This is a genomic window from Variovorax sp. TLI9-5A (genome assembly GCF_056867935.1).
The window spans coordinates 5,535,728-5,556,972 of the sequence record NZ_CP200310.1 but is presented as its reverse complement, the minus strand read 5'-3'; the positions used below and the strand labels follow the sequence as shown (position 1 = coordinate 5,556,972).

The following is a 21,245-nucleotide window of genomic DNA, read 5'->3' as shown; positions in this document are numbered from 1 at the left end:
GTTTCAGTCGCTCGATGATCGGCTCAGAGCGGCGGCTGGTTGGGCTGCAGGTATTCCTGGCCCGAAAGCACCATCGCCGCGCCGGCCGGGCCGCCGACCGCATGGGGCAGTGCGTTGAGCAGCGAGTTGGCGAAGTCGCCGCGATACAGCTTCGCGCCCTGGTGCGACAGGTTGGAATTGGCATCGATGTAGATCGATTCGCCCAGCCCCGTCCACAGGCGGCAGAAGCCGTAGTCCTCCGACAGGTAGCGCCGCGTCTGCGGATCGACCATCACGTCGAAGAAGCGGTAGTGCAGGCCCAGGTCGGCCTCGCCGATGCTGTCGGGCACGTAGCTGAGATCGGGGTAGCCCGCCATGAGCCGCTCGAACACCGAGCGCTTGATCACCATGAAGCCGGTCGGAGCCTCGGTCATCTTCATGAAGCCGTCGGGCTGCACTTCGAGTTCGACCCGCAAGGTGGTTTCCGACGCCTTGGCGTTGACCGTGTAGCGGGTGAAGGTGGACTCGAACTGCTGCTGCGTCGTGCCCGCGGCCACGCCGCCCTCGGGCCAGTTCTCCCGCTTCAGCGGATAGACGCCCGCCGCGACGTCGTAGCCCGACAGCAGGAGGCGGAAGGCCGCCTGCGCCGAGAAGCCGATGTCGGCATCGATCCAGAACAGGTGCGTCCATTGCGGATTGGCCAGGAACTGGGCCACGCAGTTGTTCCGCGCGCGCGTCACCAGGCTCTCGCCCTGGTGCGTGAGCACCTGCAGTCGCATGCCGGCGCGTTCGGCCTGCACGGTGAAGTTCAGCATCGAGTTGACGTAGTTCAGGAAGACCTTGCCGTCGTGGCTCGGCGTCATGATCACGGGGAAGAACTGCCGGAGTTCGGATGGGTCGAGCATGTCGGTTCCGTTTGCTTGTCGTTGGCTGTGACTGCCGAGCTTATCGGGCGGCGCGCCGCATCAGGCCGAGCAGCAGGGTGTCGTAGACCTCCGTGGCCGCGGCGTTGCCAGGGAGGTAGCGGCCGATCAGGCTGCGCTGGCGTTCGCGGTACGCGCCGGCCTGCGCTTCGTGCGTGTCGATGGCCTCGATCACACGGGCGCTGGCGCCGGCCACGTCGTTGCCCTGGTAGTAGTAGCCCAGGTCCGCGCACAGGTGTGCGTTGTGCACCAGCGGGTAGCCCTGCCAGCAGGTCTCCAGGTAGAAGTAGTTGAGCGGGTTCTCCCACTGGTGGGAGATCACGATGTCGGTGTTCTGCGCGAGGAACACGGGCGTCTCGTGCCGGCCCAGGAAGACGGCCTTGTGCTGGCGCACCAGGTCGAGCTGGTTCATCAGCGTGATGAACTCCATGTTCTCCTTCGCCAGCCGCTCGGCGTTGGTGACCTGCAGCAGGGCGATGGCCTCCGGCCGCGACCGGTAGGCCAGCTCGGCGATCAGCACCGGGTAGAGGCAGAACTTCACCACGTTGATGTTCGGCTCCATCACGCTGAGCCGGCGTGGGCCGGCCTTCGGCTGGTAGACGCCGGCATCGGGCAGCGCGCGCGTGCGTTCGTCCAGGAACACCGGGCTCCAGACGAAGGGCACCGGGCGTGCATCGGCCCGGCGCAGCACCTCGAAGTACGGCTGGCTGATGTTGGCCACCTGCGGAACCATCCAGATGTCGTCGTAGCGCTGGTTGACGAACAGGTTCTGTCCCCAGAGCGGCTTGCTGAACAGCATCGCCTCCATGGCGTGCACGTACTCGAAGCCGCAGCAGTACGACACCAGCCGCGCGCCGCGCTGCTTCAGGTAGTCGGTCTGCGCCGCGTCGATCTGGCCCCCGAGTTCGATCAGCACGTCCACGTTGTCCTTGGCCGCCTCGAAGTTCACGGTGGGCCAGCGCGCCTGGTCCCAGGGCAGGGCCGGCGTGATCGGGATGGCCGTGGTGTTAACAAGCACCACCGACGCCACGGTCGGACAGTGCTTCAGCGCCTCCGCCAGGAAAACGGCGTTCTGCTTGATGCCGTTGTTCCAGAGCGTTTCGGCCTCGTGATGAAGGCCGATGGTGATTCCAATGCGGAGCCTGGATGCTGAAAGCATTGAATTGTTTCCCAAATGTTAATTGGCCGATATCCGTATTTGTGTGAAAAAAATCACCAACCGGGATTTGCGGCAGTGTGATCAATTTCACGATTCTAAATACGCCCGTGAATTTTTTGGCAAAAAGCGGGACGCCTTATGGATGCTCAAGGAAGAGTGCTGAAAGAGCGTTCGATGGACGAAGTTCGCTGCAGATCGAGTTGGTTCTGGCTTCTCTGGCGCCAAGCCGAAACCCTGTTCCATCCACTTTCAGGAATTGTGAGGCTTCGGAGGTGGATGCTTTTTTAAACTTTTGTGAACTAAATCATCAGAGGGGATTTTGAAAGTCGCTGCGGTGTGTTGGAAATGTAAACAACTCCGTACATTCCAGCATTCCTGTAATTGAGTGCTGCCGCGACCGGCGCTCCAGCGATGGATCCTGACGTGGGACGCATCGCAATTCATGTCGATACGAAGTCAGTCCATCCGATCACCGCGAGCCCAATAGAGAATGAACAAGTCATACAGAAGCATCTGGAACGAGGCCCTTGGAGCCTGGGTGGCAGCGTCCGAACTCACGTCGGCGAGGGGCAAGCGCAGCAGCGGCGCGAAGCGCTCGACGTTCCGTCTCCTGGCCGTCGCCTCCCTTTATGCGGCGCTGCAGGGGACCTCAGGGGTGGCGTACGCCAACCTCATCTTCACGGACGGCACCTGTGCGACCGGTTCGAGCGGCACCGTAGGGCGGGTGAATCCCGGGGGGACCGCCAACGGCAGCGCGGGGACCGGTGCGCCGGCGCAGGACGGCTCGGGCACCTACTCCGTGGTGGCTGGATGCAACGCGTCCGGCAACGGTTCGACCGGTGTCAGCGTGTACGGTGCATTTGCACAGGCCAGGGCGAACGGCGCCTCCGCCTTCGGCTTCCTGAGCAACGCGAGCGGCGCCTGGAGCAGCGCCTATGGCCTCGAATCGACCGCGAGCGGCATATCCAGCATCGCGATGGGCTTCGGCAGCAATGCCGCTGCGCTCAATGCCGTGGCCATCGGTGGCGCGGGCGGCAACGGCACCACGCCCTTGAGCGTCGCCAACTCGACCACTGCTTCCGGCAGCGGCTCCGTCGCCATCGGCAGCAACGCGACCAAGGGAGCCCAGGCGACCGCAACCGATTCCATCGCCATCGGCGGCCAAGCCTTCGTCAGTTCCGCAGCCACGTCCGGCGTGTCGATCGGGCGCGGCTCCAGCGTCAGCGGCGTGAGCGCGATCGCGATGGGCGACGGCGCCAACGCGGCCGGCGTCAACGGCATTGCCATTGGCACGAATGCCAATGCGGCAGCCACCGGCTCCTCGAACCTGGCGATCGGCTGGGGCGCGCAGGCCACGGGTACGAATGCAGGGCAGGGAGACTCCACCGCCCTCGGCTCGAGCGCCAAGGCCACCGGCCAGGATTCGACCGCCGTCGGCGGCCAGACCACCGCCAGCGGCAAGAACACGCTTGCGATCGGCAACAACGGCACGACCGCTTCCCAGGACGGTGCAACGGCCTTCGGCGTGGGCGCGGTCGCGTCCGGCAAGAACTCGCTGGCGGCCGGCAACGGCACCGTGGCATCGAACACGGGCTCGATCGCCGTCGGCAGCAACCTGAACGGCGTCGCCAACTCGGCGGCCGCCGACGGCATCGCCATCGGCGGCCAGTCGTCGGTGGTGGCGGCAGCCACCTCGGGCATCGCCCTTGGCCGCGGTGCCGTGGTGAACGGCGCCTTCGGCATCGCCCAGGGCGATGGCGTGACCAGCGGCGCCACGGGCCAGAACGTGGCGATCGGTTCCAGCGGCACCACCGCGAACAGCAGCACCGCCGCCGGCGGCGCGGTGGCGATCGGCCGTGGCCAGAAGGCCACTGGCAACGGCGCCGTTGCCATCGGCGATCCGAACACCTCCACCGGCACCGGCGCGGTCACCGTGGGCGCCGACAACACGGCCAACGGAACCGGCGCCATCGCGCTCGGCAACCTGAACAACGCGACCGGCAATGCGGCCGTCGCGCTCGGCAATGCTTCCAACGCGACCGCCGGCGGCGCGGTGGCGATCGGCAGCGCGGCGAATGCCTACGCTTCTGATGCCGTCGCCATCGGCACGGGCGCGCGCGCCAACACCTTCGGCACCGCCATCGGCATCAGCTCCAACGCCTACGGCCTCAGCTCCTCCGCCTATGGCCAGGCGGCGAGCGCGCAGGGCCTGAACTCGACCGCCGTGGGCTTCAAGAGCACGGCATCCGGCGCCTCGAGCACGGCCTTCGGCGAGAGCTCCAACGCCTCCGGCGATTTCTCGCTGGCCATGGGCAACAGCGCGAACGCCATCGGCATCAACAGCGTGGCCGCCGGTGCCGCGGCGCAAGCCAACCAGAACTCGGGCACCGCCGTGGGTACTTTCGCGCAGGCGACCGGCGCTTCGTCGACGGCCCTGGGCGCGGCTGCCAACGCGGTGGGCGACAGGAGCGTGGCCGTCGGCCGCACCGCCGTGGCCAACAACACCGGCGGCATCGCCGTCGGCAATCTCGCCAACGCAGTGGCCGCCAATGCCGTGGCCGTCGGCGTCACTTCCATTGCCACCGGTGCCGATTCGCTCGCGCTGGGCACCAACGCGCGTGCGGCCGCCGACGGCTCCATCGCCATCGGCAAGAACTCGGCGATCGGCTCCACCACGGACGTCAACACGATCGCCATCGGCACGAACGCGAACAGCTGGGGCGGGAGCATCGCGCTGGGTACCGGCGCATCCGCCGACCAGATCGGCGTCGCGGCCCAGAACGCCGGCATTGCCATCGGCGGCAACGCCACGACCGATGACCGGACGACCCGCAGCATCGCGATCGGCAATGGCGCGACGGTCAAGCCGCCAGGCGCGACGGTGGTCGATGCCGCGATCGCACTGGGCGCCAACGCGACCGGCGCCGCGTCGAACACGGTGGCCATCGGCACGCAGGCCAATGCGACGTACGCCAACAGCGTCGCGATCGGCGCGGGCAGCCTGACCGGCACGGCGGCGCCGACCGGCACGGGCTTCCTCACCGGCACCGCCGCGCCTGCTTCCGAAGTCTCGGTGGGCTCGTCTTCCGCGCTGCGTCGAGTCACGAACGTGGCCGACGGCTCCGCCCCCCAGGACGCCGTGACCGTGGCCCAGTTGAGCACCGGCATGAGCACCACCGCGAGCAGCATCGGGAGCCTTTCCACCGGGCTGAGCACGACCAACAGCAGCCTGTCCAGCCTCTCGACCTCGACGTCGACCGGCCTGAGCACCACGAACAGCTCCGTTGCAAGCCTGTCGACTTCGACTTCCACCGGGCTCAGCACCGCAACGAGCCGGATCAACAGCCTGTCGACCTCCACCTCGACGGGCCTGAGCACCGCAACGAGCAGCATCGGCAGCCTGTCGACCTCGACCTCCACCGGTCTGAGCACCGCATCAAGCAGCATCGGCAGTCTGTCCACGTCCACTTCCACAGGCATCAGCAGCCTGTCGACTTCCGCCTCGACTGGCCTGAGCACCGCCACCAGCAGCATCAACAGCCTGTCGACTGGCCTGAGCACGACCAACAGCACCGTCAGCAGCCTGTCGACAGGCCTGAGCACCTCGGCGAGCAGCATCGGCAGCCTCTCGACTGCGCTGAGCACCACGAACAGCTCGGTTGCCAGCCTGTCGACCTCGACTTCGACCGGCCTGAGCACCACGAACAGCTCCGTTGCGAGCCTCTCGACCTCGACTTCCACCGGTCTGAGCACTGCAACCAGCAGCATCGGCAGCCTGTCCACGTCGGCTTCGACTGGCATCAGCAGCCTGTCGACGTCGACTTCGACGGGCCTGAGCACCACGAACAGCTCCGTTGCGAGCCTCTCGACCTCGACTTCCACTGGTCTGAGCACTGCAACCAGCAGCATCGGCAGCCTGTCCACATCGGCTTCGACTGGTATCAGCAGCCTGTCGACTTCGACGTCGACGGGCCTGAGCACCACGAACAGCTCCGTTGCGAGCCTCTCGACCTCGACTTCCTCTGGTCTGAGCACTGCAACCAGCAGCATCGGCAGCCTGTCCACATCGGCTTCGACCGGCATCAGCAGCCTGTCGACCTCGACTTCGACGGGCCTGAGTACCACCAACAGCTCGGTCGCCAGCTTGTCGACTTCGACGTCGACCGGCCTGAGCACCACGAACAGCTCTGTTGCGAGCCTTTCGACCTCGGCTTCGACCGGTATCAGCAGCCTCTCGACCTCGACCTCGACGGGCCTGAGCACCACGAACAGCTCAGTTGCGAGCCTGTCGACCTCGACGTCGACCGGGATCAGCAGCCTGTCGACTTCGACCTCCACGGGTTTGAGCACTGCAACGAGCAGCATCAACAGCCTGTCCACGTCGGCCTCGACCGGCATCAGCAGCCTGTCGACTTCCACGTCGACTGGCCTGAGCACCACGAACAGCTCCCTCGCGAGCCTGTCGACCTCGACCTCCACGGGCCTGAGTACGGCGACCAGCGGCATCGGCAGCCTGTCGACCGGCCTGAGCACGACCAACAGCAACCTGAGCACGCTGAGCTCGTCGGTCAGTTCGATCTACAACACCGGCACGAAGTACTTCCACGCCAACAGCACCGGCGCGGACAGCCAGGCCATCGGCGCCAACAGCGTGGCCATCGGCCAGAACGCCGTCGCCAACGGCGACAACAGCGTGGCGTTGGGTGCTAACTCCACGGCCAGCCGCACCGCCGCGGAGATGACGAACTACGACGCCTTCGGCCTGACCAGCAAGCAGAACGCGTCGGGCGAACTGAACGTCGGCAATCGCGTGATCACCGGCGTGGCTCCGGGCAGCGCGGACACTGACGCCGTCAACGTCTCCCAGGTGAAGACCGTCACGGCTTCGCTCTCGAGCGGCTTGAGCACTGCGACGAGCAGCATCGGCAGTCTGTCGACCTCCACCTCGACGGGCCTGAGCACCGCAACGAGCAGCATCGACAGCTTGTCGACCTCGACCTCGACCGGTCTGAGCACCGCAACCAGCAGCATCGGCAGCCTGTCCACTTCGGCTTCGACCGGCATCAGCAGCTTGTCGACCTCCACGTCGACCGGCCTGAGCACGGCAAACAGCCGCATCGATAGCCTGTCCACGTCCACCTCGACGGGTTTGAGCACGGCCACCAGCAGCATCGGCAGCCTGTCGACCTCGACCTCGACGGGCCTGAGCACCGCGACAAGCAGCATCAACAGCCTGTCGACCTCGACTTCGACTGGCTTGAGCACGGCTACCAGCAGCATCAGCAGCCTGTCGACGTCGACTTCCACGGGCCTGAGCACCGCGACGAGCAGTATCAACAGCCTGTCGACCTCCACGTCGACTGGCCTGAGCACGGCCACGAGCAGCATCAGCAGTCTGTCGACCTCGACCTCGACAGGTCTGAGTACCGCCACGAGCAGCATCGACAGCCTGTCCACGTCCACGTCGACTGGCCTGAGCACGGCAACCAGCAGCATCAGCAGTCTGTCGACTTCGACCTCCACCGGCTTGAGCACGGCCACGAGCAGCATCAATAGCCTGTCCACGTCGACTTCGACGGGCCTGAGCACGGCGACCAGCAGCATCAGCAGCCTGTCGACCTCGACTTCGACCGGCCTGAGCACTGCCACGAGCAGCATCAACAGCCTCTCGACCTCGACTTCGACCGGCTTGAGCACTGCCACGAGCAGCATCAATAGCCTCTCGACCTCGACTTCGACGGGCCTGAGCACCGCCACGAGCAGCATCAACAGCCTGTCGACCTCCACCTCGACCGGCCTGAGCACTGCGACCAGCAGCATCGATAGCCTGTCGACTTCGACCTCGACTGGTTTGAGCACTGCGACGAGCGGCATCAACAGCCTGTCGACCGGCCTGAGCACGACCAACAGCACTGTCAGCAGCCTGTCGACTTCCACGTCGACCGGTCTGAGCACCGCTACCAGCAGCATCAACAGCCTGTCTACTTCGACTTCGACCGGCCTGAGCACTGCGACGAGCAGCATCGACAGCCTGTCCACGTCGACCTCGACGGGCCTGAGCACCGCCACGAGCGGCATCAACAGCCTGTCGACCGGCCTGAGCACGACGAACAGCACCGTCAGCAGTCTGTCGACCTCGACTTCGACGGGTCTGAGTACTGCGACGAGCAGCATCAACAGCCTCTCGACTTCCACGTCGACCGGTCTGAGCACCGCCACGAGCAGCATCGACAGCCTGTCGACCTCGACTTCGACCGGTCTGAGCACCGCTACGAGCAGCATCAACAGTCTGTCGACCTCGACGTCCACGGGTTTGAGCACTGCAACGAGCAGCATCGACAGCCTGTCCACGTCGACCTCGACGGGCCTGAGCACTGCGACGAGCAACATCAACAGCCTCTCGACTTCCACGTCGACCGGTCTGAGCACTGCCACGAGCAGCATCAACAGCCTGTCGACCGGCCTGAGCACGACCAACAGCACCGTCGACAGCCTGTCCACCAGCCTGTCCTCGGCCGGCAGCGGTCTTGCGAGCCTGTCCACGTCGACCTCGACCGGCCTGAGCACTGCCACGAGCAGCATCGAAAGCCTGTCGACCTCGACCTCCACGGGCCTGAGCACCGCCACCAGCAGCATCAGCAGCCTGTCGACCTCCACGTCGAGCGGATTGAGCACGGCGACGAGCAGCATCAACAGCCTCTCGACCTCCACCTCGACCGGCCTGAGCACGGCGATCAGCGGCATCGGCAGCCTGTCGACGAGCCTGAGCACGACGAACGTCAACCTCAACAGCCTGAGCACCTCGGTCAACAACATCTACAACACCGGCACCAAGTACTTCCACGCCAACTCGACGGCAGGCGACTCGGTGGCCAGCGGCCAGGAAGCCGTGGCGATCGGGCCGCAGTCGGTGGCCAGCGGCGCCAACTCCTTCGCCGCCGGCAACGGTGCGAAGGCGACGGCCGACGGCGCGGTGGCGGTGGGCTTCGGCGCGCAGGCCACGGGGGCCAACGCGATCGCCATCGGCACGGGCGCCCTGGCCACCGGCTCGCAGGCCATCGGCGCCAATGCCCGCGCGGGCGGCGGCGGCGTGGCCCTGGGCGACAACGCGGATGCCGGCGGTACGCCGCTGAGCCAGGCGCAGAACATCTCGAAGGGCACGGCCATCGGCTTCGGCGCGATCGTTCAGCAAAGCGGCGGCGTGGCGCTGGGCTCCGGCTCGGTGGCTTCCACCGCGGCGGGCATGGCCGGCTACGTGCCGGGCGGCGCGACGGCGCAGCAGGAGGCCGCGATCAAGGCGACAACCAGCACGCAGGCAGCGGTGTCGGTGGGCGATGCGGCCAACGGCCAGTTCCGCCAGATCACCGGCGTGGCGGCGGGCACGGCCGACAGCGACGCGACCAACGTGGCGCAGCTGAAGGCGGCCTCGGCGGCATCGAAGGCCAGCAGCGTGCAGTACGCGACCAACCCGGACGGCTCGGTCAACTACAACCAGATCACGCTGGGCAACGGCCAAGCGCCGGGCGGCACGCGCATCAGCAACGTGGCGCCGGGCATTCTGCCGGGCGACGCGGTCAACGTGCAGCAGCTCAACCAGGTGCAGGGCCAGCTCGGCGACGTGGCGCGCATCGCCTACTCGGGCACGGCCATGGCGTTCGCGATGTCGGGCACCTACCTGCCGACGCTGTATCCGGGCGAGAAGACGGTGGGCGTGGGCCTGGGCAGCTACAAGGGTTACAGCGCGGTGGCGCTGACCTTCAAGGCGCTGTCGGACGACGGCAAGATGTCCTGGGGCGCGGGCCTGACGACCACGGGCAAGGAGTGGGGCATCAACGCCGGTATCGGCTGGAAGTGGAAATAAGGCACTGAAAGGCCGCCGAACCGGCCCTCGAACGGGCGGCTCCCTCGCTTCACGGCGTGGGAGCCGTTCTTTTTGGTACACACTCCGCCTCATGCGCATAGGTATTTCAGTCCTTACCCATGCGGGGCAGAACATCTGGGAGAACGGAATGGGGCAGAACGTCCTGTTCCTGGCCCGGCTGCTGCAACGCATCGACTTCGTCGAATCCGTGACCCTCATCGATGCGGGCGACCAGCAGGCCATGCCCCCCCAGGTCGACATGGCCGCCATGGGCCTGGGCTTCGGCCGGGCCCGCGAACTCACCGACGCGCTGGACGTGGTCATCGAGATGGCCGGCGCGCTCGACGTGCAATGGCTCTCCTACTTCCGCGCATGCGGCGGCCGCGTGGTGTTCCATTGCGTGGGCCAGCCCTTCGCGGCGCTGGCCGAGCCCATCGTCTTCACCGACAAGGGCCACTTCAGCAAGCCCGACCGCTGCGACGAGGTGTGGCTGCTGCCCAAGGACGAGGTGTTTGCGCCCATGATGCGCACCATCCACCGCTGCCCGGTGCATGAGGTGCCGTACCTCTGGTCGCCGCAGTTCCTGGCCCAGCGCGTCGCCGAGGTCGAAGCGGCGGGCTATCCCTTCGGATACAAGCGGCGCACCGCCGAACAGCCGGGCTTCCGCGTGGCGATCTTCGAGCCCAACATCTCGGTGGTGAAGACCTGCAGCGTGCCGATGCTGATCTGCGACGGCGCCTACCGCGCCGACCCTTCGACGGTGACCTCGATGCAGGTGCTCAACACCCTGCACCTGAAGGACCACCCGACCATGCTGTACCTGGCGAATTCGCTGGACATCGTGCGCCAGCACAAGGCGACCTTCCACGGCCGCAACGACTTCGCGGGCTTCATGGTGCAGTTCGCCGACGCGGTGGTCTCGCACCAGTGGCAGAACGACCAGAACTACGGCTATCTCGACGCGCTCTACGGCAACTATCCGCTGGTGCACAACTCGCCCTGGCTGCGCGACGCGGGCTACTACTACCCCGACTTCGACATCGCCGCCGGCGCGGCGCAACTGCGCGAGGCCGTGCGCTCCCACGACCTGCGGCTGGACGACTACCGCGACCGCGCGCAGCGCGTGTTCCAGTCGGTCGACCCGCTCAACCCCGCGAACGTCGAGGGCTACGCGCAGCGCCTGCTGCACCTCGTGGGCGGCAATGCCGGCTTCCGCGCAGACGCAGCGAGGGCCGCGAGGGCCGCCGCATGATGCCGGCGAAGCTGAAGGTCGGCGTCTCCATCTTCATCCGCAAGGGCGAGCAGAGCCTGTGGGAGAACGGCGTCTACCAGAACTGCCTGTTCCTCATCATGCTGCTGCTGCGCTCGCCGCGCGTGGAAAGCGCGGTGCTGGTGGCCGGCGGCGGCGACGGCGGCCCGGCGGACGCCACCAACTTCCTCGCCGACTCGCCCGTGCCTATCATCGACATGGCCACGGCGGGGCAGCAGCTCGACGTCATGTTCGAGATGAGCGCCCAGCTCGCCGTGCCGTGGTCGGTGGCATTCCGCGAGCGCGGCGGCAAGATCGTCTCGATGCGCGTGGGCAACGACTACGTGATCGACATCGAGCGCATGATCTTCGACAAGCCGCACGGCCTGCTGATCTCGGGCGCGCCCTACGACGAGGTGTGGACGATTCCCGAGTACGAGGTGTCGTGCAAGCCGTATTTCGAGAGCACCTTCCGCGCGCCGGTGCGCCTCATGCCGCACCTGTGGAGCCCGATGGTGCTGGAGCGCGCCATGGCCCGTGCGCCGCAGAGTGCTCCTTTTGCCTACGAGCCCGGGCGCAGCCGCTGGCGCGTGGCCATCTTCGAGCCCAACATCTGCATGGTGAAGACCAGCTTCATCCCCATGCTCGGCTGCGAGGCCGCGCACCGTGCGCAGCCCAGGCTCATCGAGAAGATGTGGGTCTACAACAGCTTCCACCTCAAGGACAAGCCGCTGTTCATCGGCTTCGCGCAGAGCCTGGACATCGTGCAGCATGGCCTGGCCACCTTCGAGGGGCGCTTTCCGATGTTCCAGGTGATGCCCGGCAAGATCGACGCCGTGTTCGCGCACCACTGGGAGAACGCGCAGAACTATCTCTATTACGAGGCGCTGTACGGCGGCTATCCGCTGATCCACAACTCGCACCTCATCGGCGACTGCGGCTACCGCTATCACGGCTTCGACTGCGAGGAGGGCGGTCTCGCCCTGCGGCGCGCCTTCGCCGAGCACGACGCCGACCTGCCGGCCTACCGCGAGCGCGCGCGCCGCTTCATCGCCAACCTCGACCCCGAGGGCGAGGAAAACGTGCGCATCTACACCGCCGCCATCGAAAACCTTTACGCATGAGGACCGGGATGAAGCCGACCCACCGATTCCCCCGTCTGCCGCTGGCCGCCCTTGCCTGGGCCTTCGCCGGCAGCGCGCTCGCCCAGGGCGTGCTGGTGCCTCAGGCGCCGCCCGCCGCACCGCAGGACACGCTCACGCGCGCCGCCGCCAGCGTCGGCGTCAAGCGCTGCCTGCCGGCGATCACGCGGCTTTCCACGCTCACCGTGCAGGGCAGCCGCAGCCACGACGTGCTGCTCGACTGGGACCGCAAGCGCCCCGACGCCGGCCCGATGTTCTCGCTGATCGGCATGGAGTTTCCGAACGCGGGCGTGGCGGCGTCGATCACCGCCATTCCCGACGACAGCGGCGCCTGCACCGTGTCGGCCGAGCGAATCTCGGTGGCGCCCTTCACCTGCGCGAGCGTCGGCCAGCAGGAACTGGGCACCTACAAGATGACCCGGCTGCTGCCCAACTACGCGGTCTACACCGACGAGAAGGAGCCGACCTCGTCCGTCTCGCTGATCGATTCGCCGCCGGGCTGCCTGATCATCCGGCGCTACGTGGAATACGGCTGGCGCGACCCGGCGGCCGCTCCCGCCGCGGCGCCCGCCGGTACGGCCCAGCCCGCGAAGAAGAAGTAAGCCGGCAGTACGCAGGCGCGAGCCAACAGGCGTCCGTCTCCGACAAGCGGGGACGCCCTCGGCCGGCCCCCGAGGCCGGCTGCGAGCCCGAAGAATGGTGCAGATCCGAAGGAAGGACACGCACCATGCCACTGGCTTCAATGATCGGCCGATGGGCCATGCAGCCCTTCTCGAAGGCGCTGCCGCCGCTGGGCGACACCGAGCGCGCAGCGCTGGAGGCCGGCACCGTCGGCTTCGAGGGGCAACTCTTCGCGGGCCGGCCGGACTTCGACGCGCTCGCGGCCATGGGCCCGAACCGGCTCACCGAGCGCGAGCAGGCCTTTCTCGACAACGAGGTACGCGAGCTGTGCCGCATGCTCGACGACCACGCCATCGACCAGGCGCGCGACCTGCCGCCCGAGGTGTGGCGCTATCTGCGCGAGAAGCGCTTCTTCGGAATGATCATTCCCGAGGAGTTCGGCGGCCTCGGCTTTGGCCACCACGCGCACGCCACGGTGGTGGCGCGCATCGCCACAGTCAACGTGGCCACGGCCGTCACGGTGATGGTGCCCAACTCGCTGGGCCCGGCCGAGCTGCTGCTGCGCTACGGCACCGACACCCAGAAGGCCCACTACCTGCCGCGCCTGGCCGATGGCCGCGAGCTGCCGTGCTTCGGGCTGACCTCGCCGTATGCGGGCTCCGATGCCGCGTCGATCCCCGACCGCGGCGTGCTGGTCGAACGCGAGATCGGCGGGCGCATGCGGCGCGGCTTCCTCGTCGATTTCGACAAGCGCTACATCACGCTCGCGCCGGTCGCCACCGTGGTCGGGCTGGCCTTCCATGCCGTCGACGAAAGCCGGCCCGAAGGCGAGCGCGAGCTGGGCATCACCTGCGCGCTGATTCCCGTGCCGCAGGCGGGCATGGACATCGGCCGCCGCCACCGGCCGATGGACAGCGCCTTCATGAACGGCCCGATCCACGGCCGGAAGGTGTTCGTGCCGATGGACTGGATCATCGGCGGCGAGCAGCAGGTCGGACAGGGCTGGCGCATGCTGATGGAATGCCTGGCGGCGGGCCGCGCGATATCGCTGCCTGCGCTGGGCTCGGCGATGCAGCAGACCGCGCTGTACGTGGCCAACGGCTACGGCCAGATCCGCGAGCAGTTCGGCATGCCGGTGGGCAAGTTTCACGCGGTTGCGGGGCTGGTCGCGCAGATGTCGGCCGAGCTGTATGCGAGCGACGCGGCACGCCGCTTCACGGCCGCCGCGCTCGACAAGGGCGAGCGGCCCAGCGTGGCGAGCGCGATCCTCAAGGTGCAGCTGACGGAAGCGGGCCGGCGCGCGGTGAACCACGGCATGGACATCCTCGGCGGCAAGGGCATCATCTCGGGCCCTTCGAACCTGCTGGGCGTGGCTTACCGGCAGGCACCCATCGCGATCACGGTGGAGGGCGCGAACATCCTCACCCGCGCGCTGATCGTGTTCGGGCAGGGCGCGGTGCGATGCCATCCGCATGTGCTCGACGAGATGGCGGCCGTGCAGGCGAAGGACGAGACCGCGCTCGGCAAGGCGCTGATGGCGCACGGCAGGCACGTGGCGGTGAACCTGTGGCGCAGCCTGTTCGGCGCGCCGGTGCTCGGCTCGCCGCCCGACGACCTGATGCACGAGGCCCGGCTCATCGCGCGCATGAGCGCCAAGTACGCGCTCACGGCCGACCTCGCGATGGGCATGCTCGGCGGCAAGCTCAAGCGCATGGAGCTGCTCTCGGCGCGCCTGGGCGACGTGCTCGCGCATCTCTATCTGGCCAGCGCCTGCGTGTGGCGCTACGGCGTGGAGCGGGCACCGGAGATGCTGCCCTTCGCGAAGGCGGCGATCCGGCTGCAGATCGATGAGGCCGGCAGCATCCTGCGCGACCTCTACGCGAACCTGCCGGCGCCGGGGCGGCGCGTGATCGGCGCAATGGTGCTGCGCCGCACCGCGCACCTGGCGCCGTTGCGTGACGTGCAACTGCTCGAACTGGCTGAGCTGTTGCGCAAGGACCGGCGCATCGTCGAGCGGCTGGCGCCCGACCTGAGCGAGCCCGCCGCGGGCGGCCTGCTCGACCTGATGCATGCGATGGAACTGGGCGCGAAGCTCGGCGACGGCACGGCCGCGCTCAACAAGGTGCTGCGCCGCACGAACTCGCTGGAAGAGGCGGCGCGCTCGGCGCCCGACCCCGGGCTGGCGCTGGCTTATCTGAAGGCGGCCGACAAGGTCATCCAGGTGGACGATTTCGAAGGCCCGCCGCGCGATGCGCAGGGCAGGGCGGACTTCAGCCCGCCTGCTGCTGTTGCGCCGCCAGCGCCGTCAGCGCAGCCGCCGTCTGCTCGTCCGCCGGAAAGAACGACTCCACCGCGAGTTCCTGCAGCGTGACGTCAACCGGCGTGCCGAAGATCGTGATGGTGCTGAGGAAGCTCAGCACGCCGCTGGGCATCACCACCTGGAAGGGCACGGCCACCGCAGACAGCGCGGTGTCGATGACGGGCGCGTCATGGCTCACCGCGGGCGCGGGATAGGCTTCGAGTTCGTCATGCAATGACTGCAGCACCGCGTCGCCCGTCGCGGCGATCTGCTGCTGCAGGCGCTCCAGCAGATGCACGCGCCATTGCGAGAGGTTGGCGATGCGCGGCGCCACGCCCTCGGGGTGCAGGCTCAGGCGCAGCACGTTGATCGGCGGCTTCAGCAACTCGGGCGAGGCGCCTTCCATCAGCAGCGGCACCAGCGCGTTGTGCGCGACCAGGTTCCAGTGGCGGTCCACCGCCAGCGCCGGAAAGGGCTCGTGGCCTTTCAGTACCAGGTCGACAGCGCGGCGCGCGGCGGCCATCGCGGGGTCGTCGAGCGAGCGCTGCCTGTACATCGGCGCGAAGCCGGCGGCCACCAGCAGCGCGTTGCGCTCGCGCAGCGGCACTTCCAGCCGCTCGGCCAGGCGCAGCACCATTTCGCGGCTGGGCGCGGCGCGGCCGGTTTCGACGTAGCTCAGGTGGCGGGTCGAGACCTCGGCCTCCTGCGCCAGGTCGAGCTGGCTCAGGCGGCGGTGGGTGCGCCAGTGCCGCAGGTGCGCGCCGAACGGATCGCGCGCGCCGGGCTGGCTGGCCTTGGTCGTGTGGGAGCGGGAGGTGTTCATGGGCCTGCATTCTGGCGCGGCGGTGGCGCGGCGCCATGACCTCCCAGGTCATCGACCCGGTGCAGCCGGGCCGGAATCATCGACCCCAACGCGGCAGGACTGGCTTGCGGCGTAGTCAACCACCAAGGAGAGATTCCATGTCCGTCTTCGCATCCCCCCGCTTCCTGCCCAACGTGATGTGGGCCGACGCAGCCTCCTGCGCCGCCACCGGCGCGCTGCAGGTGGCGTTCACCGGCGCGCTCGCCGGGCTGACCGGGCTGCCGGCGCCGCTGCTCATGGGTACCGGTGTGTTCCTTTTGGCTTACGCGGCCATGGCGGCCTTCATGGCCAGCCGCGGCACGCCGCCGCGCACGCTGATCGGGCTCGTCATCGCCGGCAACCTCGGCTGGGCCGTGGCCTGCATCTCGCTGCTGGTGAGCGGCATCTTCCCGGTCACCGCCGTGGGGGTGGCCTGGGTGCTGGCGCAGGCCGTGTGCGTGATCGTGCTGGCCGAGCTGCAGTGGACTGGACTGCGCCGCAGCCGGGGTGGCGCGAACATGGTCATGGCCTGAAAGACCCGTGTTCTGTTCGAGAAACACCGAGGATCCGGCTCCGCCGGGCCTCAGGTGTTGCCCCCGGTCGGGGGGGCGAAGCGACACGAAGTGCGCGAAGCCCGGGGGCGGGCCAAGTTTCCCGACTACAACGGTTGACATTCATCCCAGCTATCCTTGAGAGGCTTCCACGAACAAACAGGAGTCTCTCCATGGCCAAAGCCCCGGCGCATGCCTTTGCGTCCACCCTCAAGACCTTCAAGACCCCGTCGGGCAAGTCCGGCAAATACTGGTCGCTGAAGGAGCTGGCCAAGCAATACCCCTCCGTCGACCGCCTGCCCGTCTCCATCCGCATCGTGCTCGAATCGGTGCTGCGCAATTGCGATGGGCAGAAAGTCACGGCCAAGCACGTCGAAGAGCTGGCCCACTGGGCGCCGAATGCCGAGCGCGTCGACGAAATTCCCTTCGTCGTCACCCGTGTGGTGCTGCAGGACTTCACCGGCGTGCCGCTGCTGGCCGACCTGGCCGCCATGCGCAGCGTGGCCGCCAAGCTGGGCAAGTCGCCCAAGACCATCGAGCCGCTGGTGCCAGTCGACCTGGTGGTCGACCACTCGGTGATGGTCGACTACTACGGCACGCCCAAGGCGCTCGACCTGAACATGAAGCTGGAATTCCAGCGCAACAACGAGCGCTACCAGTTCATGAAGTGGGGCATGCAGGCCTTCGACACCTTCCGCGTGGTGCCGCCGGGTTTCGGCATCGTGCACCAGGTCAACCTCGAATACTTCGCGCGCGGCGTCTACAAGAGCCCGAACGACAAGGGCGACAAACCAACGTATTACCCCGACTCGCTGGTCGGCACCGACAGCCACACCACCATGATCAACGGCATCGGCGTGGTCGGCTGGGGCGTGGGCGGCATCGAGGCCGAGGCGGCCATGCTGGGCCAGCCGGTCTACATGCTCACGCCCGACGTGGTGGGCTTCGAGCTCACCGGCCAGCTGCGCGAAGGCGTCACCGCGACCGACCTGGTGCTGTACGTCACGTCCATCCTGCGCGCCGAGAAGGTGGTGGGCAAGTTCGTCGAGTTCTTCGGCCCTGGCGCCGCTTCCATCGCGGTGCCCGACCGCGCGACCATCGGCAACATGGCGCCCGAGTACGGCGCGACCATGGGCTTCTTCCCGGTCGACGAGATGACGGTGGCGTACTTCGAGGGCACCGGCCGCACCAAGGAAGAGGTCGAGCGCTTCGAGGCCTACTACAAGGCGCAGGGCCTGTTCGGCATGCCCAACCCCGGCGACATCGACTACACCAAGGTCGTCAAGCTCGACCTCGGCACCGTGTCGCCCAGCCTGGCCGGCCCGAAGCGCCCGCAGGACCGCATCAACCTCGGCGATCTTTCCACCAAGTTCTCGGAGCTCTACAGCAAGCCCAACGACGCCAACGGCTTCAACCAGCCGGCCGACAAGCTCAAGCTGCGCTATCCGCTGGTCGCGGCCGGCAAGACCGGCGACGATGAAGCCGCCGCGCCGCCCGCGGGCGCGCCGCTGGACGTGGTCGAGATGGTGGCCAACCGCTCGACCAAGGCGGCCGCGCACGTGAGCGCCACCGCGCCTTCGGCGCCCAAGGGCGAAGTCACCATCGGCAACGGCGACGTGCTGATCGCCGCCATCACCTCGTGCACCAACACCTCCAATCCGAGCGTGATGCTGGCGGCAGGCCTGCTGGCGAAGAAGGCGGTGGAAGCCGGCCTCACGGTCAAGCCGCACGTGAAGACCTCGCTGGCCCCGGGCTCGCGCATCGTCACCGAGTACCTGGAGAAGGCCGGCCTGCTGCCATACCTCGAGAAGCTGGGCTTCTACCTCGCCGGCTACGGCTGCACCACCTGCATCGGCAACGCCGGCGACCTCACGCCGGAGATCAACGAGGCCATCACCAAGAACGACCTGATCGGCGCGGCCGTGCTCTCGGGCAACCGCAACTTCGAGGCGCGCATCCATCCGAACCTGAAGGCCAACTTCCTGGCCTCGCCGCCGCTGGTGGTGGCCTTCGCCATCGCCGGCAACGTGATGACCGACCTGATGACCCAGCCCGTGGGCAAGGGCAAGGGCGGCAAGGACGTGTACCTCGGCGACATCTGGCCCACGCCGAAGGAGATCGACCAGAACCTGCGCTATGCGATGAACGCCAAGTCGTTCCGTGCGAACTACGACAAGGTCAAGACCGATCCGGGCAAGTTCTGGAGCAGCATCAAGGGCACCAACGGGCAGGTGTACGACTGGCCGAAGTCGACCTACATCGCCGAGCCGCCGTTCTTCGAGGGCTTCAAGATGAAGCCGCACGCTGCGGACGCCGGTTTCAAGGGCGCGCGCATCATGGCGCTCTTCGGCGATTCGATCACCACCGACCACATTTCGCCGGCCGGCTCCATCAAGGAAAGCTCGCCCGCGGGCATCTGGCTGAAGGCGCACGGCGTGTCCAAGGCCGACTTCAACAGTTATGGCTCGCGCCGCGGCAACCACGACGTGATGATGCGCGGCACCTTCGCCAACGTGCGCATCAAGAACCTGATGATTCCGCCGGACGCCAACGGCACGCAGGAAGAGGGCGGCGTCACGCTGTTCCAGCCGGGCAACCAGAAGATGTTCATCTACGACGCCGCCATGAAGTACATGGAGCAAGGCGTGCCGACGGTGGTGTTCGGCGGCGAGGAATACGGCACCGGCTCGTCGCGCGACTGGGCCGCCAAGGGCACGCAGCTGCTGGGCATCAAGGCCGTGGTGGCGCGCAGCTTCGAGCGCATCCACCGCGCCAACCTGGTCGGCATGGGCGTGCTGCCGCTGCAATTCCGCGGCGCCGATTCATGGCAGACGCTGGGCCTCACCGGCGACGAGCAGATCGACGTGGTGATCGGCAGCGAGTTGAAGCCGCAGATGGACGTGAAGCTGGTGGTGCACCGCGCCGACGGCTCGCACCAGGAGGTGACGGTGCGCCTGCGCATCGACACGCCGATCGAGGTCGACTATTACAAGCACGGCGGCATCCTGCCGTTCGTGCTGCGGCAGCTGCTGGCCGGTTGAGGTTGAGCGTCAGCGGCCGATAGCTGGAGCGGGCCTCCGGGCCTCCGGGCCTACTTGCCGGCGGCGTCGAGCCGCTGCGCAAGGCGCTCGAGCACGGGGCGGATCTTCTCGCCCATGCTGATCTGCGGGTTCGAGAAGCCGTCGTCCTTGCCGCCGTCGATCTCGCGCTGCCTGATCACCGGCACGGCCGCGGCGAAGGCGGTTTCGAAGGAGCGCGTCTTGCGCAGTTCCTCGTCGAACATCGCGCGGCCGAAGAAGGTCAGCTCCGACAGGCGGCCGCATCCGTACGAGGTGTGCGTGGCGTCGGCGGCCGTCATCACCAGCGTGTCCTCGCTGGCCAGCGGTTCGATCCAGCCACCCGAGTAGCAGGCCGAAACCGCCACCACGCGATGGCGGATGCCGGCGCCGTCGAGCTCCTCGCGCAGCTCTTCCGGCGTGAGCCAGGGCACGGTGAGCGGCCAGTGCGCGGCGGCCAGCCGGTGGTCGCGTGCGCCGTGCGAGGTGAGGTAGACCACCAGCACGTCGTTCTCGCGGTCCATGCGCGCGGCCAGCGCGGCGATGGCGCGGCGCAGGTTGAGCGGGGTGGCCCAGGGCAGCGTCTCGGCGGTGGCCGGGTTGTTCAGCAGGTGGATCACGCGGCCCTTGGCGTCGAAGCGTTCCTCCAGCACCTGGGTGACCATGTTGCTTTCGCGCAGGAATACGTCTTCGGCGGCATAGGGCGCGAACACCAGCCCGAAGACGTTGGTCTGCCCCGGCTTGCCGGCGGGCAGTGCCTCGACCGTGTGCTCCCACAGTGCCTGCTGCTGCTCGAAGAGTTCCTGCGTGAGCTGCATCCTCGGGCGCTCGGGCTCGGCGGACGCGCTGGCATCGGGCAGCCACATGCGCTCCTGCGTGTAGAGCGACTGCCAGAAGGTCAGCGCCAGCAGGGCCACGAAGGCGGGCGCGAAGAGCGCGAGCCGCCAGCGCGCGCCAGCTTCGCGCGCGGTGAAGCGAACCAGCGCGACGATCATCCAGGCGCACCCGAGCCCGAAGGCGATCCAGTAGCCGGGCGAGCCCGAAATCGGGGCCGGCAGCCAGCCGCGCGTGTAGCCCAGTGCCAGCAGCGAGAGCGCCAGGTTGGCCGGGAACATCGTCCAGGTGGCCAGTGCGAACCAGCGCGCCAGACCGCCGCCCTGCGCCCGGCCGGAGAGCGCGAACCAGCCCAGCCAGGCGAGCACTGCCATCACCCAGAGCGTGTTGAGGCCGACGCTGGCATACAGCGTGGCGGGGCCGGCGATCTCGAGCCGCGAGAGTCCGATCCAGACGAACTCGGGCAGCAGCACGAGCAGCAGCAACTGCCAGGGCACGGGCCGTGCGTCGACGCGCGGCTGCAGCAGCAGCGAGGCGCGCAGGCCGCCGGCGATCCAGCGCCACAGGCTTGCGCGCGGCGGAGTGTCCTGCGTGGGCGGAGGCGAAGCGGATGCTCCTTCGGTGTTCTCGGGAGGCTGCTGCGGTGCGATGATGTCTTCGGGCATGCCGTCGATCATGCCCTTGGGGGCCGTGCTTCCTGCCGGCTGTCGCCCCGGGTTTGCCTTAATAA

Annotated in this window: 12 protein-coding genes and 2 pseudogenes; 9 read left to right on the top strand and 5 right to left on the bottom strand. The window is 67.6% G+C overall.

Annotated elements, in window-relative coordinates:
- Positions 1-23: 23 nt before the first annotated feature.
- Both AC1VNX_RS26470 and AC1VNX_RS26465 read right to left on the bottom strand, forming a co-directional pair.
- A complete protein-coding gene (locus AC1VNX_RS26470; RefSeq protein ID WP_483160569.1) occupies positions 24-884 on the bottom strand; it encodes a hypothetical protein in 861 nt (286 codons plus the stop codon).
- Positions 885-924: 40 nt separating this feature from the next.
- A complete protein-coding gene (locus AC1VNX_RS26465; RefSeq protein WP_483160568.1) occupies positions 925-2,061 on the bottom strand; it encodes a DUF2827 domain-containing protein in 1,137 nt (378 codons plus the stop codon).
- Between the two features lie 490 nt (positions 2,062-2,551).
- Between AC1VNX_RS26465 and AC1VNX_RS26460 the strand changes: the two are divergent.
- Positions 2,552-5,224 (top strand): annotated as a pseudogene (locus AC1VNX_RS26460) (ESPR-type extended signal peptide-containing protein); the annotation flags it as partial.
- A 1,415-nt stretch (positions 5,225-6,639) separates the two neighbouring features.
- Here the strand turns inward: AC1VNX_RS26460 and AC1VNX_RS26455 are convergent.
- Positions 6,640-6,777 carry a hypothetical protein gene (locus tag AC1VNX_RS26455; RefSeq protein WP_483162068.1) on the bottom strand — a complete coding sequence of 46 codons (138 nt, stop codon included), beginning with the start codon at positions 6,775-6,777 and terminating at the stop codon, positions 6,640-6,642.
- Here AC1VNX_RS26455 and AC1VNX_RS26450 point away from each other — a divergent pair.
- From AC1VNX_RS26450 to AC1VNX_RS26425, 6 genes and pseudogenes are all read left to right on the top strand, one after another.
- Positions 6,713-6,937, top strand: a pseudogene (locus AC1VNX_RS26450) (hypothetical protein); the annotation flags it as partial. The gene AC1VNX_RS26455 and the pseudogene AC1VNX_RS26450 overlap by 65 nt on opposite strands.
- Positions 6,938-8,728: 1,791 nt before the next feature.
- Entirely contained in the window at positions 8,729-9,922 is a 1,194-nt protein-coding gene (locus AC1VNX_RS26445; RefSeq protein ID WP_483162019.1) for a YadA-like family protein, read from the top strand.
- A gap of 91 nt (positions 9,923-10,013) precedes the next feature.
- Positions 10,014-11,174 (top strand): DUF2827 domain-containing protein, encoded by a 1,161-nt coding sequence (locus AC1VNX_RS26440; RefSeq protein ID WP_483160567.1) that lies wholly within the window; start codon positions 10,014-10,016, stop codon positions 11,172-11,174.
- The gene (locus AC1VNX_RS26435; protein ID WP_483160566.1) at positions 11,171-12,295 is read left to right on the top strand and encodes a DUF2827 domain-containing protein; all 1,125 of its coding nucleotides are present in this window, start codon (positions 11,171-11,173) and stop codon (positions 12,293-12,295) included. The genes AC1VNX_RS26440 and AC1VNX_RS26435 overlap by 4 nt, the downstream gene beginning before the upstream one ends.
- An 8-nt stretch (positions 12,296-12,303) precedes the next feature.
- Positions 12,304-12,915, top strand: a complete 612-nt coding sequence (locus AC1VNX_RS26430; RefSeq protein ID WP_301506762.1) for a hypothetical protein — start codon at positions 12,304-12,306, stop codon at positions 12,913-12,915.
- Between the two features lie 125 nt (positions 12,916-13,040).
- On the top strand, positions 13,041-15,305 hold the full coding sequence (locus AC1VNX_RS26425; RefSeq protein ID WP_483160565.1) for an acyl-CoA dehydrogenase: 2,265 nt from the start codon (positions 13,041-13,043) through the stop codon (positions 15,303-15,305).
- Here AC1VNX_RS26425 and AC1VNX_RS26420 read toward each other — a convergent pair.
- Positions 15,205-16,056 (bottom strand): helix-turn-helix domain-containing protein, encoded by an 852-nt coding sequence (locus AC1VNX_RS26420; protein WP_483160564.1) that lies wholly within the window; start codon positions 16,054-16,056, stop codon positions 15,205-15,207. The two genes, AC1VNX_RS26425 and AC1VNX_RS26420, sit on opposite strands and share 101 nt — an antisense overlap.
- Before the next feature lie 137 nt (positions 16,057-16,193).
- Between AC1VNX_RS26420 and AC1VNX_RS26415 the strand changes: the two genes are divergently transcribed.
- Entirely contained in the window at positions 16,194-16,607 is a 414-nt protein-coding gene (locus tag AC1VNX_RS26415) for a hypothetical protein (RefSeq protein WP_483160563.1), read from the top strand.
- Positions 16,608-16,798: 191 nt separating this feature from the next.
- Positions 16,799-19,666, top strand: a complete 2,868-nt coding sequence (locus AC1VNX_RS26410; protein WP_483160562.1) for an aconitate hydratase — start codon at positions 16,799-16,801, stop codon at positions 19,664-19,666.
- 50 nt (positions 19,667-19,716) lie between these two features.
- On the opposite strand, the gene AC1VNX_RS26405 is transcribed toward AC1VNX_RS26410, so the two are convergent.
- The gene (locus tag AC1VNX_RS26405; RefSeq protein WP_483160561.1) at positions 19,717-21,180 is read right to left on the bottom strand and encodes a C13 family peptidase; all 1,464 of its coding nucleotides are present in this window, start codon (positions 21,178-21,180) and stop codon (positions 19,717-19,719) included.
- Positions 21,181-21,245: the final 65 nt, after the last annotated feature.